A 15145-nucleotide genomic window follows, 5' to 3' on the forward strand; every position below is an offset into this window, starting at 1 on the left:
AAGAGACCGCTTTTGTGATAGAATAAATAGGATTATAAAAAATGGAGAAGAAGATGCGAAACAGACCAATTATTATCGGTGTAACAGGTGGTTCTGGTGGGGGGAAAACCAGTGTTTCTCGAGCTATTTTGTCCCACTTTCCAGATGAAAAGATTGCTATGATTGAGCACGATTCTTATTACAAGGATCAAAGTCATCTAACCTTTGAAGAGCGGATTCAGACCAACTATGACCATCCTTTTGCCTTTGATACAGACCTCATGATTGAGCAAATCAATGAGTTGTTGGCTGGCCGTCCGGTTGACATTCCAACTTATGACTATGCAGCGCATACGCGTAGCGCCAAGACTTATCGCCAGGAGCCTCAGGATGTCTTTATCGTTGAGGGGATTTTGGTCTTGGAGGACAAGCGTCTTCGTGACTTGATGGATATTAAGATTTTCGTTGATACCGATGATGATGTGCGGATCATTCGCCGGATTAAGCGAGATATGGAAGAGCGTGGTCGGAGTTTGGACAGCGTCATTGAGCAGTACTTAGGAGTGGTGAAGCCGATGTACCATCAGTTCATCGAGCCAACCAAGCGCTATGCGGATGTTATCATTCCAGAAGGCGTGACCAATACTGTAGCCATTGATTTGATTACGACCAAGATTGAGAAGATTTTGAGCGAATCACGTGAAGGATAAGATAACAAGTGAGAGAGGTTAGGAAGTAGTGTCCCAGCCTCTTTTCCATGACAAATAGGGAGAAATATGAAAAAGTTAAGAAGGGAGTTTCACTCCAGAAGTAAGGCCTTTGCCTGCCTACTGACCATGTGTGCAGGCTTTTCAGATGCCTACACCTTTATCGAAAGAGGAGGGACCTTGGCCGCGGGCCAAACTGGGAACGTGGTTTTTCTATCCGTTGGGTTAATTGGCCATGAAATCGCGGATGTGGAGGTCAAACTAGCAACCATGTTGGCCTTTATGATCGGGATTTTCTTGATGACCGTCTTTCAACGCTTCTTTAGTCATTCGGTTTGGCGGCTCAGTACCTTGGTGCCCTTGGTTTTGACGACCTTGGTGGCAGGATTTCTTCCCAAAGAAGTGCCCAATGTTCTGATTGTGCCTTTCTTTGGACTGAGCTTGGGGATTGTAGCCACTTCCTTTGGAGAAGTAGATGATTACGCCTACAACCATTCTTTTATGACAGGGAATCTCAAGAAGACCATGGTCGCATATGGAAATTTTGTACGGGAGCGGAAGATGGAGTTTTTCTGGGAGTCTCTCTTTATGACTTCTTTGATTGGGAGCTTTGTGGGAGGAGCTATTCTTTCCACCTTCCTCATCCAATATTACGGCCTTCGGACCATCTGGTTTGTTTCCCTTGTTCTGACCCTCTTTCTCTCTTATCGGGCGATTCAATATGTTCGAAGGGATATCTAGTCACATTCAAATAGTTTGATCAATCGAGGCTGGGACAAAAGTCCTAGCCTCTAAATTTTCTTTGGATTATCGAGCAAGCCGCAGTGGTTGAGTGGACTCTACTACGCTGATTTCATCAGCTTTTACAGCCCTACTCAACTGTGCGGAGGTGGGACGACGAAATCGAATTCTAACGAATTACCGATTTCTGTCCCACTCTCTTTTAATTGGGAATATTTGCTTGATAGTTCTGATGGCAAGCTGGGTTGTTATCAAAGGTTGCTCCGTTGTAAATACTTAATTTTCTAACTAAAGTTTGGTATAATAAAGGTTATGAATATACAGGAAAAAGAATCACGTTACCAACTCTTACTAGCCCAGTTAGAAGCTCTTTTAGATGGTGAAAGCAATGCCTTGGCCAATTTATCCAATGCCAGTGCTTTGCTCAATCAAGCCCTACCACATTCGGTCTTTGCAGGTTTTTATCTTTATGATCAAAAAGAGCTGATTTTAGGCCCCTTTCAAGGTCAGGTTTCCTGTGTCCACATTGCCTTAGGAAAAGGCGTCTGTGGAGAAGCAGCAGAGAAAAGAGAAACGCTGGTAATTGAGGATGTGACCCAGCATGCCAATTATATCTCTTGTGACAGTCGCGCCATGAGTGAGATTGTGGTTCCCATGGTCTTGAAAGACCAGTTGCTGGGAGTGTTGGATCTAGATTCGGACCAAGTGGGAGATTATGACGACCTGGATCGCCTTTATTTGGAACGTTTTGTAGCTATCTTGCTTGAAAAAACAAATTGGAATTTTAGGATGTTTGGAGTAGTAGACTAATGTATCAAGCCCTCTATCGTAAATACCGTAGCCAGACCTTTGGCCAACTTGTAGGGCAGGAGGTTATTGCGACGACCCTTCGACAAGCTGTCGAACAGGGGAAAATTAGCCATGCCTATCTCTTTTCTGGACCTCGTGGGACGGGGAAGACCAGTGTGGCAAAAATCTTTGCCAAGGCCATGAACTGCCCCAACCAAAAAGGGGGAGAGCCTTGTAATGATTGCTATATCTGTGAAGCCATTACCAATGGCAGTTTAGAGGATGTTATCGAGATTGACGCAGCCTCAAATAATGGGGTAGATGAGATCCGAGATATCCGCGATAAATCTACCTATGCGCCTAGTTTGGCTCCTCATAAGGTCTATATTATCGATGAGGTCCATATGCTCTCAACGGGAGCCTTTAATGCCCTTCTCAAAACCTTGGAAGAACCGACAGAAAATGTAGTCTTTATCCTAGCAACAACGGAATTGCACAAGATTCCAGCAACCATCCTTTCACGGGTTCAACGCTTTGAGTTCAAATCGATCAAGACGCCAGCCATTCAAGACCACCTAAAAGCTGTTTTGGATAAAGAAGGGATTGATTACGAAGAAGAAGCTGTAGCCATAATTGCCCGTCGGGCAGAAGGTGGGATGCGAGATGCCTTGTCCATTTTGGACCAGGCCCTCAGCCTGACAGCTGGTGCCCAATTGACCACTGTGACGGCTGAAGAAATCACAGGTTCCATCAGTCAAGAAGCTTTAGATCTCTACGTTGTAGCCTTGTCAGCACAAGATGCAACAGCTGCCTTGGACCAGTTGAACCTGATCTTTGATAATGGGAAAAACATGGCCCGCTTTGTGACGGACCTCTTGCAGTATTTACGGGATCTCTTGATCGTTCAGACAGGTGGGGAAAATCTCCATGTCAGTGAGCGATTTAATCAGAATCTAGCCATTCCACAAGCAACCCTCTTTGCTTGGATTGATCTTGCGACAAGGAGTTTAGCGGATATCAAAAACAGCCTGCAGCCGAAAATCTATACGGAGATGATGACCATTCGTTTGGCAGAATACAAGGGTGAGGGCCCTTCGGCTAGCCAAGTGGCTCTTCCAGTAGATTTTTCAGCACAAGTAGACCAGCTCAAAAGAGAAGTCGAGTCTCTGAAGAATCAGTTAGCTCAAGTAGCGAGTGGGGCTCCTGCAGCTAAATCAAGCCCTGCTCGTCCTCAGAAGTCTAGCAAGGGCTATCGAGTGGACCGCAATAAGCTTCAAGCTATCTTACAAGAAGCAGTTGAAAATCCAGATTTAGCCCGTAACAATCTCATTCGCTTACAGAATGCTTGGGGGGAAATTATTGAAAGCCTAGCAGGGGCAGATAGGGCTTTACTGGTTGGTTCACAGCCGGTTGCGGCCAATGAACGCCATGCGATTTTAGCTTTTGAGTCTGCCTTTAATGCCGAACAGACCATGAAGCGAGATAACCTCAATACCATGTTTGGCAATATTTTAAGCAATGCGGCAGGTTTCTCTCCGGAGATTCTGGCTATTTCAATGGAGGAATGGACCCAGGTTCGGGCGGAATTCTCGAAGAAAGCGCGTGGTCACAAGGAAGAAGTCGAGGTAGCAGAAGAGTCTGTCATTCCGGAAGGTTTCGATTTCCTCTCTGACAAAATTACTGTTCAGGAAGACTAGGATGTGCTTTTTCCAGAAAATCGTGGTAGAATATCAATATGAATAAACGTCAATTTTGGACTATGGCTATCTTTACAGCCTTTGAAACTTATTTTTTCAATGATGCAGTGATGAGAGAAAGCTACCTGGCAGCTATCTTCTGGGTTCTCTTGATACTGAGAAATTTGCAAGTCAGCTATATCTTAGGGAAATTGGTCGAAAGTATCGATCAACAGCTCAATCAGAAAAAACGAGATAAGTATAAAAAATAAGCACCGACTGGTGCTTATTTTAGATTGAATATAAAGTCTACTTAAAAACTTTCCTTAGGTGAGTACGGACGTCAGCGAACTTCGAAGAAGTTCCATGACTTAGTTTTGGACCTAAGGTTCCAAAACTCCCGAGTGCCTGAAACAATTGTGTTTCAGGCACTTTTCTCACAGCGGAAATTTTTTAATTTCCTTACCTGACTCAAAAAATAGAAGTCATTTTTTCGAAGAGTAAGCTGACTACTTTATGTAAGTAGGAATTATGGTGCTTATTTTCTTGTAGAAAAAGACTTAGTCCTGTGCAATACAGAACGAAATCCTTTGTGTAAATTCATTGTCTAACTTTTTGGGGTCAGTATATACCATGGGTCTTTTCTTTATGTTTATAATGCTTGAACTTTTAAGAACCTTAAGTATAGCATGCTGCTATCTAAAAAGTTAATTTTATAGAGTTTACTAAGATAGTTGCTGAGTTTTTATTTATCACTCCAACTTTATTATTATACCATAAAAATAATTAGAAAAACAGACTTGAATGATTTTGAAATTGGTGTATGATAAAGGTGTAAAAACTATAAAAATAGCCTGTTAGAAAGAGGGAAAAGAATGAATCAGGCTATATAAAATTGGTATTTAATGTTGTAAAACAAGAAAGGGTAAGGTAAAAAATGCAATTACATAAAAAAATTTTTATAGTGGCCTTGGTTTTATCCATTTGTATCTCACTTTATTTTCTTATCAATGAGTATAATATTTTAAACTTTCCGATTTTTGTGAGTGAATTTGAAGACACCACATTTAAATATTACATGTTTGTGAAGATTGGAATTGTATTATTATTTATCAAATTCTTACTGGATATATGCTTAGAGTATATCAAGAATTATTTTAAAAATTTTTGATATATCTTCACACAAAAGAGTCTGAGAAATGTTTTGTCTCAGACTCTTTTTTGAGCTGTTGGTCTGTTTTACAGGTCCCACTGTTTGAGGGAAATTTCGCCACTATTAAGCCAGCGTTCTTGGCCGTCCTTCAGTTGGACTAGTAGTTGTCCACTATCTGAGATATCCTTGGCCAGACCTTGGTAGCTGGTTTGATTTTGTTCGAAGCGGACTTCCTTACCTAGGACCAGTGAACGTTGCTTGTAGAGGTAGATCAGCTCCTCTTCTGGAGTGGTGAAAAATTCCTTCCAAATCTCAGCAATCAGTTCATTGCGGGAAATGGGAGGCTGGGCACCAAAGAGGGACCCTGCCTTGTCTTTCAGTTCCTTTGGAAAATCAGTGATGGAAAAATTGAGCCCCACACCAATAATGACATCTGTGATGAGGCCTGTTTCGATAGAACTGATGGCTTCAGTCAGAATGCCTCCAACTTTTTTCCCCTTGTAGTAGATGTCATTGACCCACTTGATATCGACATCCAGTAAGGCTAGATTTTTCAGAGCCTTATAGATAGCAGCTGCGACCATGAGGGTATAGGCAGGTGCTTGATCGAAAGGGAGGTTGGGCTTGAGGTGGAGAGACATGTAGATTCCCCCTTGAGAAGGACAGAAGTAGTCGCGCCCAAAACGCCCCTTACCAGCTGTTTGGAAAGGAGCTAGATACAGAGTAGCAGATTGGCCACCCGCTTCCATGGCATTCTTAGCGTCTAACTGGGTGGATTGGCACTGGGGATTATAGGAGACTGTCAATGGACAAAGGTCTTCGATGACTTGGGGGATTAGGAGGTCTCCAGAAAGGATCTTGTAGCCTCGATTTTTAACAGACTCAATCTCGATGCCTTCTTTTTCTAGACGCTGGATGGCCTTCCAGATAGAGGTGCGAGACAGGCCCATTTCCTGGGCTAGTTGCTCGCCGTTGACATAATCCTGGGCTTGGGCCAAAGTTTGGTATAAAATTTCGTGTGTTTTCATAGTTTCTTATTTTCGAAAAGGATGGAAGATCATCCATTCTTGGTACTTTCTCTTAAGGTGAGTTTGGTTCCTAGCATGGTAAGGGTCGGTATTTCTCTCGGAGCTAGGACTTGTTTATTGAGGACGTCCATAGCGGTTCGTCCCATTTCTTCTGTAAAAACAGTGATGGTCGAGAGGGGAGGAAAGACTTGTTTGGCTAAACTGGTATCATTAAAGGAGATGAGTTGGATGTTATCAGGGACCTTGATGCCGGCTTCTTGAAAGGCGCGAAGAGCCCCAATTGCCAAACTATCACTGGCAGCAAAATAGGCATCTGGTAAGGGTGAGCCAGACTGAAGTTGAGAGGAAATGAGGTCATAGCCTGATTGAGCTGTAAAACTACCTGTGAGGATGAGTTCAGGGTGATACATGTTTCTTTCAATACAGTAGTTTCGATAAGCTCTACGCCGGGGATCGGGAATACTTTCCGATAGGTCGGTCGTTTTTTCCTCACCGGTTAAGAGACCAATTGTTTGACACCCTTGTTTTCTTAAATAGTGAAGAGCAGTCTGAACAGCATTTTCAAATTCAGTCGTGACACAAGGATGCCCTTGGTTGAGAGTGTTACTATCAACAAAAACCAGAGGCTTGGCTAGCTTTTCTAGTTCGATAATCTGTACCCTACTAAACTTTCCGATACAAAGGACCCCAACAATTTCCTCCCCTAATCGAAAAGGAATATCATTGAAATAGCGGAGGATGCCATAGTCGAGGTCCTGTGCTCTTTTTTCAATGCCTAAACGGATGTTGTAGTAGTAAAGGTCGTCCAGTTCTCCCTCTTCACTTTTCCATTGGATGATGACAATTTGTTGTTTTTCTTTCTTAAAGTTCCCACTTTTCTGATGTCTGGTGTAGCCTAGTTCGTCAGCAACGGTCAAAATTCTGTGGCGGGTTTCCTCCGTTACAGAAAGACTAGTATCTTGATTAAGCACACGTGAAACAGTGGCGATGGATACGTTAGCGAGACTGGCAATATCCTTTAATGTAGCCATAAGTTTTCTCCTTCTGTCTTCTAGTATATCATAGCTTTGGCCTGGTTAATGTATTTTACTAAAATTTTAGTAAATGAATTGATTTGCTTGATGAAAAGGGTTACACTAAAGATAAATAACTATATAAGTGAGGTAATCTCAATGAATACTCTAGAACTTCGGAACGCTTTTCAAACAGTCTTTGGAGCAGAAGCGGATCATACCTTCTTTTCACCAGGACGGATTAATTTGATCGGTGAACACACAGACTACAACGGAGGGCATGTCTTCCCAGCAGCCATTACACTTGGTACCTACGGGGCTGCAAGAAAACGTGAGGATAAGGTCTTGCGTTTCTTCTCAGGAAATTTTGAAGACAAGGGGATCATTGAAGTCCCACTGGATCATCTTCGTTTTGAAAAAGAGCACAACTGGACCAACTATCCAAAAGGTGTGCTCCATTTCTTACAAGAAGCGGGACACGTCATTGATAGCGGCATGGACGTCTATGTTTATGGCAATATTCCCAATGGATCAGGCCTCTCCTCTTCGGCTTCCTTAGAGCTCTTGATTGGCGTCATTGCTGAGAAACTATTTGATCTTCAGTTAGATCGCTTAGATCTAGTCAAGATCGGCAAACAAACCGAAAATCATTTCATCGGTGTCAACTCAGGTATCATGGACCAATTTGCCATCGGTATGGGGGCAGATCAACGGGCTATTTATCTCGATACCAACACCCTAGAATATGATTTGGTACCGCTGGATCTTAAAGACAATGTCGTGGTCATCATGAATACCAACAAACGCCGGGAATTAGCGGATTCCAAATACAATGAACGTCGTGCGGAATGTGAAACCGCCGTCTCTGAACTCCAAGAAAAACTAGACATCCAAACTTTAGGGGAATTGGATCTCTGGGCTTTTGATGCTTACAGCTACTTGATCAAGGATGAAAATCGTATCAAACGGGCTCGTCATGCTGTACTTGAAAACCAACGGACTCTCCAAGCACTTAAGGCACTTGAAGCAGGTGATTTGGAAGGCTTTGGCCGTCTCATGAATGCTTCCCACGTATCCTTGGAGCATGACTATGAAGTGACTGGTCTAGAATTGGATACCTTGGTGCATACAGCCTGGGAACAAGAAGGCGTCTTGGGCGCTCGTATGACAGGAGCAGGCTTTGGTGGTTGCGCCATTGCCCTCGTAAACAAAGATAAGGTTGAAGCATTTAAAGAAGCTGTCGGCAAACGCTATGAAGAAGTCGTTGGCTATGCGCCTAGCTTCTACATTGCTGAAGTAGCAGGGGGCAGTCGCGTTTTAGATTAGGAGAGAGGTAAATGGAAGCTGTAATATTTGATTTAGATGGCTTATTAGCTGATACGGAAATCATTTCTCTAAAAGTTTATCAAGAATTGCTTGGAGATTTTGGAATTCCTTTCACAGAAGAAACCTACTCCAGAGACTACAGTGGACATAGGGAAGAGGAGAATGTTCAACGATTTTTGGATACCTATGATTTACCCTGGAACTTTGACCAAACCTTGGCTAAAGTCTATGAACTGGAAGCTAAAATCTTAGCCCAAGGTGTCAATTTAAAAAAAGGTGCTAAAAATTTGCTTACTTTTTTGAAAACAGAGGGCATCCCAATCGCCCTAGCAACTTCAAGTGTTGAATCTCGGGCTAGAATGATCTTGGATAGCAATGATATATTGTCCCTATTTGACCATTTAGTTTTTGCAAAAGATGTCAAGCGAAGTAAACCTTATCCAGATATATTTTTAAAGGCTTGTAGTGATTTGAATGCTTTGCCAGAGAATTGCTTAGTACTAGAGGATAGTGAAGCAGGGATTGAAGCAGCCTATCGGGCTGGGATTCCAGTTATTTGTGTTCCAGATTTAAAAGTACCAGCACAGTCTTTCTTAACTAAAGCAGAACAAGTTTTCCAGGATTTAGATTGTGTCAGAGACTATTTAAAATGTAAGAAGGAGAATCAATGAATCAGGGAATTTTGGATGCATTTGTCACAGCCGTCATTGCGACGAGTGACTACGAAGAGATGGATCGGATTTATCTAAAAAATCGCGTCATGAGTCGCGTTGGAGAAGAAGGGCTAGACGCTCCAGCTCAAAAAGAAGACTTGATTGCGCTCAAAGATCAGCTGGTAGAGATCGCTGTTGCGAATAATAAGATCCAAGACAGCATGGCCGCTAAGGACAGCCTAGGTGCGGAGTTGATGGATTGGATCACCCCCAGTCCTAGTCAGGTCAACCATCGTTTCTGGGAGACTTACCGTCAGTCCAAGGAAGACGCGATTGCGGATTTCTATGCCCTTTCTAAGCGCAATGATTACATCAAAGTCAAAGCCATTGCGCAGAATATAGCTTTTGAAGCAGAGACTCCCTATGGCTCTCTTGAAATCACCATCAATCTGTCAAAACCTGAAAAAGATCCTAAAGACATTGCAGCGGCCAAACTTGCCAAAGTCAGTCATTATCCAGCCTGCCAATTGTGCTTTGAAAATGAAGGCTATCAAGGTCGCCTAGACCATCCAGCACGGGCCAATCACCGGATTATTCGTTTTGATATGGACGGTCATGATTGGGGCTTCCAGTATTCCCCTTACGCTTACTTCAATGAACACTGCATTTTCCTCGATAGCCAGCATGTGCCCATGGCCATTAGTCGCAAGACCTTTGAGCGACTCTTGACCATTGTCGAGACTTTTCCAGGCTATTTTGCAGGGTCTAATGCAGATCTGCCCATTGTAGGGGGATCCATCCTGACTCATGACCATTACCAAGGCGGACGGCACACCTTCCCTATGGAGCTAGCTCCTGTTGAGGAAAGCTTTAGCGTTGAGGGATTTGAGGCTGTATCGCTAGGGATTGTCAACTGGCCCATGTCAGTTCTTCGTTTGCAATCAGATGACAAGGCGCAATTGATTGCCCTGGCAGACCATATCCTAACAGCCTGGCGAGGCTACTCGGATCCAGCCGTTCAAGTCTTAGCGGCATCCGACGGTCAGCCCCACCATACCATTACCCCTATTGCACGGATTCGTGATGGGCATTATGAACTGGATTTGGTGCTCCGTGACAACCAAACCTCACCAGAGCATCCAGATGGCATTTATCACCCGCATGCAGATGTGCAACACATCAAAAAAGAAAATATCGGCCTAATCGAAGTCATGGGGCTAGCGATTTTGCCACCTCGTCTTAAGGAAGAACTCAAGCAGGTCCAAGACTATCTACTTGGACGTGAGAGCACGGTAGCGACCTACCACCAGCCTTGGGCAGATGATTTGAAAGCCACTCACCCATCCCTCACAGATGAAGCAGAGGCAGAAGCCCTTGTCCGTAAATCAGTCGGTCAAATCTTTGCGCGGGTGCTGGAAGATGCTGGAGTCTACAAGCGAACAGCAGAAGGACAAGCTGCCTTTAGACGCTTTGTTGCGACACTTTAAGTGTGGAGAAGAGGCAGAAATTTGGTACAATAAGAGAGAAACAAAGAAGCGAAAGGAAAATAAATGGCAATACTCGTACTCGGAGGAGCCGGCTATATCGGTTCCCACATGGTGGACCGCTTGGTTAATGAAGGACAGGAAAAAGTCGTCGTGGTTGATAGCTTGGTCACAGGCCACCTTGCAGCGGTGCATCCAGATGCCGTCTTTTACCAAGGAGACCTAGCAGATCAAGACTTTATGCGCACTGTTTTTAAGGAACATGCAGATATTGACGCTGTCATCCACTTTGCGGCCTACTCACTGGTCGCTGAATCCATGGCAGATCCATTGAAATATTTTGACAACAATACAGCAGGCATGGTCAAACTCTTGGAAGTCATGCATGAATGTGGGGTGCACTACATCGTCTTTTCTTCAACTGCTGCCACCTACGGCATTCCAGAAGAAATTCCGATTCTTGAAACCACTCCGCAAAATCCGATCAACCCTTATGGAGAAAGCAAGCTCATGATGGAAACTATTATGCGTTGGGCCGATCAAGCCTACGGCATCAAGTATGTGCCCCTTCGTTACTTTAATGTAGCGGGTGCTAAGCCTGACGGATCTATCGGGGAAGACCATGGACCAGAGACCCATCTCTTACCGATCGTCTTACAAGTGGCCCAAGGAAAACGCGAGAAGATCTCTATTTTTGGAGATGACTACCAGACACCAGATGGCACCAATGTTCGGGACTATGTCCATCCATTTGACTTGGCGGATGCCCATCTTTTAGCAGTGGAGTATCTGCGTAATGGCAACCCATCTACTGCCTTTAACCTGGGCTCGTCGACTGGATTCTCCAATCTTCAAATCGTAGAAGCAGCCCGAAAGGTGACGGGACATCCAATCCCTCTGGAGATTGCAGATCGTAGACCAGGAGATCCAGATACCCTGATTGCATCATCTGAGAAGGCGCGTGCCATCCTCGGCTGGCAACCAAAATTTGACAATATCGAAACCATCATTCAAACAGCCTGGGCTTGGCATTCCAGCCACCCGGATGGCTACAATGATCGATAAGGAGGGACTGCGAACATCATTTTTGAGGCTTTTCTAATAACATCTAAAACGACAGTTGATCTTGCTAAATGACTCGTTTCAGACATCAGTCATTTCCCTAACCATCATAAAAAAGTGAGGTATTCAAAATGAATAAAACCACAAAAATGTTAGCCGTCTTCTTGACAGCGGGTCTTCTTTTAGCTGGTTGTGCACAAAAAGAGAGTACAAAATCTACTAGTCCATCGTCCACTAAGGCGACTAGTAAAGCAACAAGCAAATCATCCGCTAAAGAGAAGACAAAAGAGTCATCAACGGATGAAAGCCAAAAAGAGGATGCACTAGCAGGTGCTCAAAAAACGGTTCTTGAATCGAGTGATGAAGCAGGTAAGTCCACTGTAACCTTGTATTACAAGGGAGATACCTTGTTAGTACAAGAAAAAGTTGATGATTACGACGTCTCAAAAGTTCCTGGTGAAAACCCTCTTGAATCCATGAAAGAAGCCGTTGCTAAGAGCCAAGAAATGTTCAAAGATTTGATGGGACAAGGATTTGAACTGACATCAGAATACAAAGATGGAATCTTTTATATCCGCAATACCATTGATTACACAAAAATCGATTTGAAAAAATTAAAAGAAATCGTACCAGGCTTTAATCCCCTAGATGACAAAACAGTTAGTTATTCAGTAACGAAAGACAGTCTTATCAAAGGCGGTATGGTCGAAAAATAAACTAAATGGAGAGCAGCTCAGTTTGCTGCTCTTTTTGTTTTGGTATGAATTCATGGGCATATTTTGGTAGAATAGGATTTAAGGAAAAGTGAGTTTAAAGAAATTTAACTTAACTGTTGTATGAAAAAATAGCAGTTGTTAATGAGGTTTCTATAATGATGAATAGTAGTATGAAAGAAACTTTTTTAGAAGCGATCAATCATTTGTTGTCTATCATTGACAAATATAATATTAAAAATATTGGTCCACAAGTGGATGAGCTACATATTTTGAAAGAATATGTAAATACTAATAAAGAAATGAGTTTAAGGGATAAATTGTCACTGTATCAAGCCCTTTTTCCACCACACGGAGGCTTATCTGATATTTACTATTGGGATAATGACTTTGAAAAAAGAAACCATATTAACAATATTCTATCCTCTTCTAACAAGATAATTTCTGAGCATTTATTGAATCAATAAAGAGAGGTTTAAAATACCTCTCTTTTACTTTAACTACTCGATATAAGAAGTCTAGGTAAACCTGAGAAGGGTAAGGATATACTATAATGAAGAAAACAGAAGGGTGTGCACGAGTAATGTCACCTAACTGGTCAACAAGGATAGTAGGAGCAAGAATGATAAAATATTTGGTGCAAAAATTTCTCTGGTTTCGAGAGCGTGGATTTGTACAAATCACCCAGAAGACCTTGGTATCTCTCTTTCCATTTTTACTTTTCTCAGCAATTGTTCGCGTGATTTCCCAGTCCTTCTTTTCAGATAGAGGCTATATAAATATGCTCTTTTCTGTTTCGGACTGGTTCCCAAGGTTTCAGCTCACGGGTCAAGTCTTGTCCAATCTTTCTAATTTTACAAGTGGTTTGGCTGGACCTTTAGCAACCTATTTTGCAGGGAAATATACTGCTGGACATTATGGGAGAAGTACAGGGACGGCTGGTGTGACAGCTCTTATGGTCAGTTTTCTTGTTAGCTCACAGGGATTATTGATGGGGCCTCTTCGGGATGGGCAACTAACTCACATCAATCTACCTGCGACGACCAATATTTTCTTGGCGATTTTTTTAGGTTACCTAATTGGCCAGATTTTTCGTCTTTCCAAAGCCAGTGACGACCAAATCGTCAATAAAGACTTTATTTATCAACCCAAGACTGTACGCCCGATTTTCTTGTCTCTGCTCTTAGGAGTCAGTCTAAATGGTCTCTTAGTCCTGGGCAATCAGTACCGTGTCTTTCAGACCATCGGTCAGTTTTTCAGTTCACTGACGGCGACCAGTCATCATCTCTTATCCACCTTTGTCATGGGACTCTTGAATAGCTTATCGGCTTGGGTAGGAAACAGTCAGGTTTTTGCCTTGAACTCGATTGCGGATGATAGTTTTGCCTTGGAAAATCTGACTTATGCCGTCACCAATCATACGACAACAGGCATTCCTTATCTCTACACCTTGACCAATTTGTACCGCAGTTATGGCATGGTGGCAGGAGTGGGTGCAGTCCTGGCACTTTTGGTTGCGATCTTACTGGTTTCACGAAGTCAAAAGGACAAGAAAGTTAGTTTCCTTAGTATCTTTCCAAGTCTCTTTAACAATGGCGCTCCTTTTATGGTAGGAATTCCAGTCCTCCTTAACCTGCTATATGTGATTCCCTTCTTATTGGTCCCCTTGGTCAATATGGGAATTGCAGCTCTGGCCTTGTGCTTCAAACTGATGCCAGCAGCTGTCTATCCAGTGCCAGATGGGACACCAAGCATCCTTTATGCATTTATTGGGACGGGAGGAAGCCTGAGAGCTTTAGCTGTGAGTCTCCTCTGCTTTGCCCTAGACGTAGCCCTTTATATTCCTTTTGTCCGTATGGGCAACCAAGTTCGGAAAGATTTGCTAGAAGAAGGAGGAAGCCATGAAAATCTCTAAAAAAACAGCGCTGGTCTTCACCTTGGTCTGCCTTTTCTTGATTGGCTTGGCTGTGCCTTCTTATAGCTGGACTCGAAAAAATGTCCAGAAAATCGAAAAATTCTATAATTCAAAACTATCGCCTATTATCATGATTCCTGGAAGTTCCGCGACGGAAAATCGCTTTGATGGCTTGGTGACTAAGCTCAACCAAGACCGGCAAGGAACCAAACACAGCCTGCTCAAGGCAAGGTCTGGAATGATGGGACCATTACTTATAGTGGGAGTATTGATGCCAAAGACAATGAACCGATTATCGTCATTGGTTTTGAAAACAACAAGGATGGCTACAGCAATATTAAAAAGCAAGCCAAGATGGTTAACCAAGCCTTTGAAGCCTTGCAAGAAAAATACAACTTCAATAACTTTAAGGGACTGGCCCACTCCAATGGAGGCTTGATTTATACCGCCTTTATTGAAAATTATCTAGGGGATTATGACGTGGATCTCAAGACCCTCATGACCATTGGGACCCCTTATAACTTTACCGAGACCAACATCAAAAATAAATCAGAGATGTTGGCAGACTTTATCAAGGCTAGAAAGGCTATCCCGACAACTCTCCATATGTATTCGGTAGCAGGGACCATTACCTATGACTCAGATGAGTTAGTTCCGGATGCTAGTGTATCGGCCGGTAAGTATATCTATCAAAATCAAGCAGCCAGTTATACAGAGATTACGGTGACAGGAGAGGATGCGCAACACTCAGACCTTCCGACCAATGATGAAGTGGTTGCCTTGATCAAGCAACACATTGAAAGCCAGGATCATCAAAATCAGCGGGAGCAGAAAAATCCGAATTAAATCATATATACTAAGAAGGTTTTACACAAATTATTAGGTGTAGCCTTCTTTTTGGGTATA

The 15145-nt window shown here is 43.0% G+C and carries 14 protein-coding genes and 1 pseudogene; 13 read left to right on the forward strand and 2 right to left on the reverse strand.

All coding sequences use genetic code 11. From position 1 onward, the window contains the following. Positions 1–53: 53 nt before the first annotated feature. The 5 genes from udk (at position 54) to EL081_RS04095 (ending at position 4164) form a co-directional block, all read left to right on the forward strand. On the forward strand, positions 54–689 hold the full coding sequence (gene udk / locus EL081_RS04070) for a uridine kinase (RefSeq protein ID WP_048691384.1): 636 nt from the start codon (positions 54–56) through the stop codon (positions 687–689). 66 nt (positions 690–755) lie between these two features. Next, positions 756–1427, forward strand: a complete 672-nt coding sequence (locus EL081_RS04075) for a YoaK family protein (protein ID WP_048788887.1) — start codon at positions 756–758, stop codon at positions 1425–1427. Positions 1428–1739: 312 nt separating this feature from the next. After that, positions 1740–2237, forward strand: coding sequence for a GAF domain-containing protein (locus EL081_RS04085; RefSeq protein ID WP_126404068.1), 498 nt, complete (start codon positions 1740–1742; stop codon positions 2235–2237). Continuing rightward, on the forward strand, positions 2237–3913 hold the full coding sequence (gene dnaX / locus EL081_RS04090) for a DNA polymerase III subunit gamma/tau (protein ID WP_126404069.1): 1677 nt from the start codon (positions 2237–2239) through the stop codon (positions 3911–3913). Before EL081_RS04085 ends, dnaX begins: the two co-directional genes overlap by 1 nt. A gap of 38 nt (positions 3914–3951) precedes the next feature. Further along, a complete protein-coding gene (locus EL081_RS04095; RefSeq protein ID WP_126404070.1) occupies positions 3952–4164 on the forward strand; it encodes a DUF3272 family protein in 213 nt (70 codons plus the stop codon). 967 nt (positions 4165–5131) lie between these two features. Here the strand turns inward: EL081_RS04095 and birA are convergent. Next, positions 5132–6073 (reverse strand): bifunctional biotin--[acetyl-CoA-carboxylase] ligase/biotin operon repressor BirA, encoded by a 942-nt coding sequence (gene birA, locus EL081_RS04105; protein WP_126404072.1) that lies wholly within the window; start codon positions 6071–6073, stop codon positions 5132–5134. A 29-nt stretch (positions 6074–6102) separates the two neighbouring features. Further along, positions 6103–7104, reverse strand: a complete 1002-nt coding sequence (locus EL081_RS04110; protein ID WP_126404073.1) for a LacI family DNA-binding transcriptional regulator — start codon at positions 7102–7104, stop codon at positions 6103–6105. A 141-nt stretch (positions 7105–7245) separates the two neighbouring features. Between EL081_RS04110 and EL081_RS04115 the strand changes: the two genes are divergently transcribed. The 8 genes and pseudogenes from EL081_RS04115 to EL081_RS04150 all read left to right on the forward strand — a co-directional run bounded on the left by EL081_RS04115 (position 7246) and on the right by EL081_RS04150 (position 15085). Next, a complete protein-coding gene (locus EL081_RS04115) occupies positions 7246–8412 on the forward strand; it encodes a galactokinase (protein WP_126404074.1) in 1167 nt (388 codons plus the stop codon). 11 nt (positions 8413–8423) lie between these two features. Beyond that, on the forward strand, positions 8424–9083 hold the full coding sequence (locus EL081_RS04120; protein ID WP_126404075.1) for an HAD family hydrolase: 660 nt from the start codon (positions 8424–8426) through the stop codon (positions 9081–9083). Further along, positions 9080–10552 (forward strand): UDP-glucose--hexose-1-phosphate uridylyltransferase, encoded by a 1473-nt coding sequence (galT, locus tag EL081_RS04125; RefSeq protein ID WP_126404076.1) that lies wholly within the window; start codon positions 9080–9082, stop codon positions 10550–10552. Before EL081_RS04120 ends, galT begins: the two co-directional genes overlap by 4 nt. Positions 10553–10615: 63 nt before the next feature. Then, a complete protein-coding gene (gene galE, locus EL081_RS04130) occupies positions 10616–11614 on the forward strand; it encodes a UDP-glucose 4-epimerase GalE (RefSeq protein ID WP_126404077.1) in 999 nt (332 codons plus the stop codon). Positions 11615–11742: 128 nt separating this feature from the next. Further along, the gene (locus EL081_RS04135; RefSeq protein ID WP_126404078.1) at positions 11743–12327 is read left to right on the forward strand and encodes a DUF1307 domain-containing protein; all 585 of its coding nucleotides are present in this window, start codon (positions 11743–11745) and stop codon (positions 12325–12327) included. A 155-nt stretch (positions 12328–12482) separates the two neighbouring features. After that, positions 12483–12791, forward strand: coding sequence for an ABC transporter (locus EL081_RS04140; RefSeq protein ID WP_126404079.1), 309 nt, complete (start codon positions 12483–12485; stop codon positions 12789–12791). Positions 12792–12946: 155 nt separating this feature from the next. Next, the gene (locus EL081_RS04145) at positions 12947–14239 is read left to right on the forward strand and encodes a PTS transporter subunit EIIC (protein ID WP_126404080.1); all 1293 of its coding nucleotides are present in this window, start codon (positions 12947–12949) and stop codon (positions 14237–14239) included. Beyond that, positions 14226–15085 (forward strand): annotated as a pseudogene (locus tag EL081_RS04150) (alpha/beta hydrolase). Before EL081_RS04145 ends, EL081_RS04150 begins: the two are co-directional and overlap by 14 nt. The last annotated feature ends 60 nt before the right edge of the window (positions 15086–15145 follow it).

This window comes from Streptococcus viridans (assembly GCF_900636365.1).
Taxonomy (GTDB): domain Bacteria; phylum Bacillota; class Bacilli; order Lactobacillales; family Streptococcaceae; genus Streptococcus; species Streptococcus viridans_A.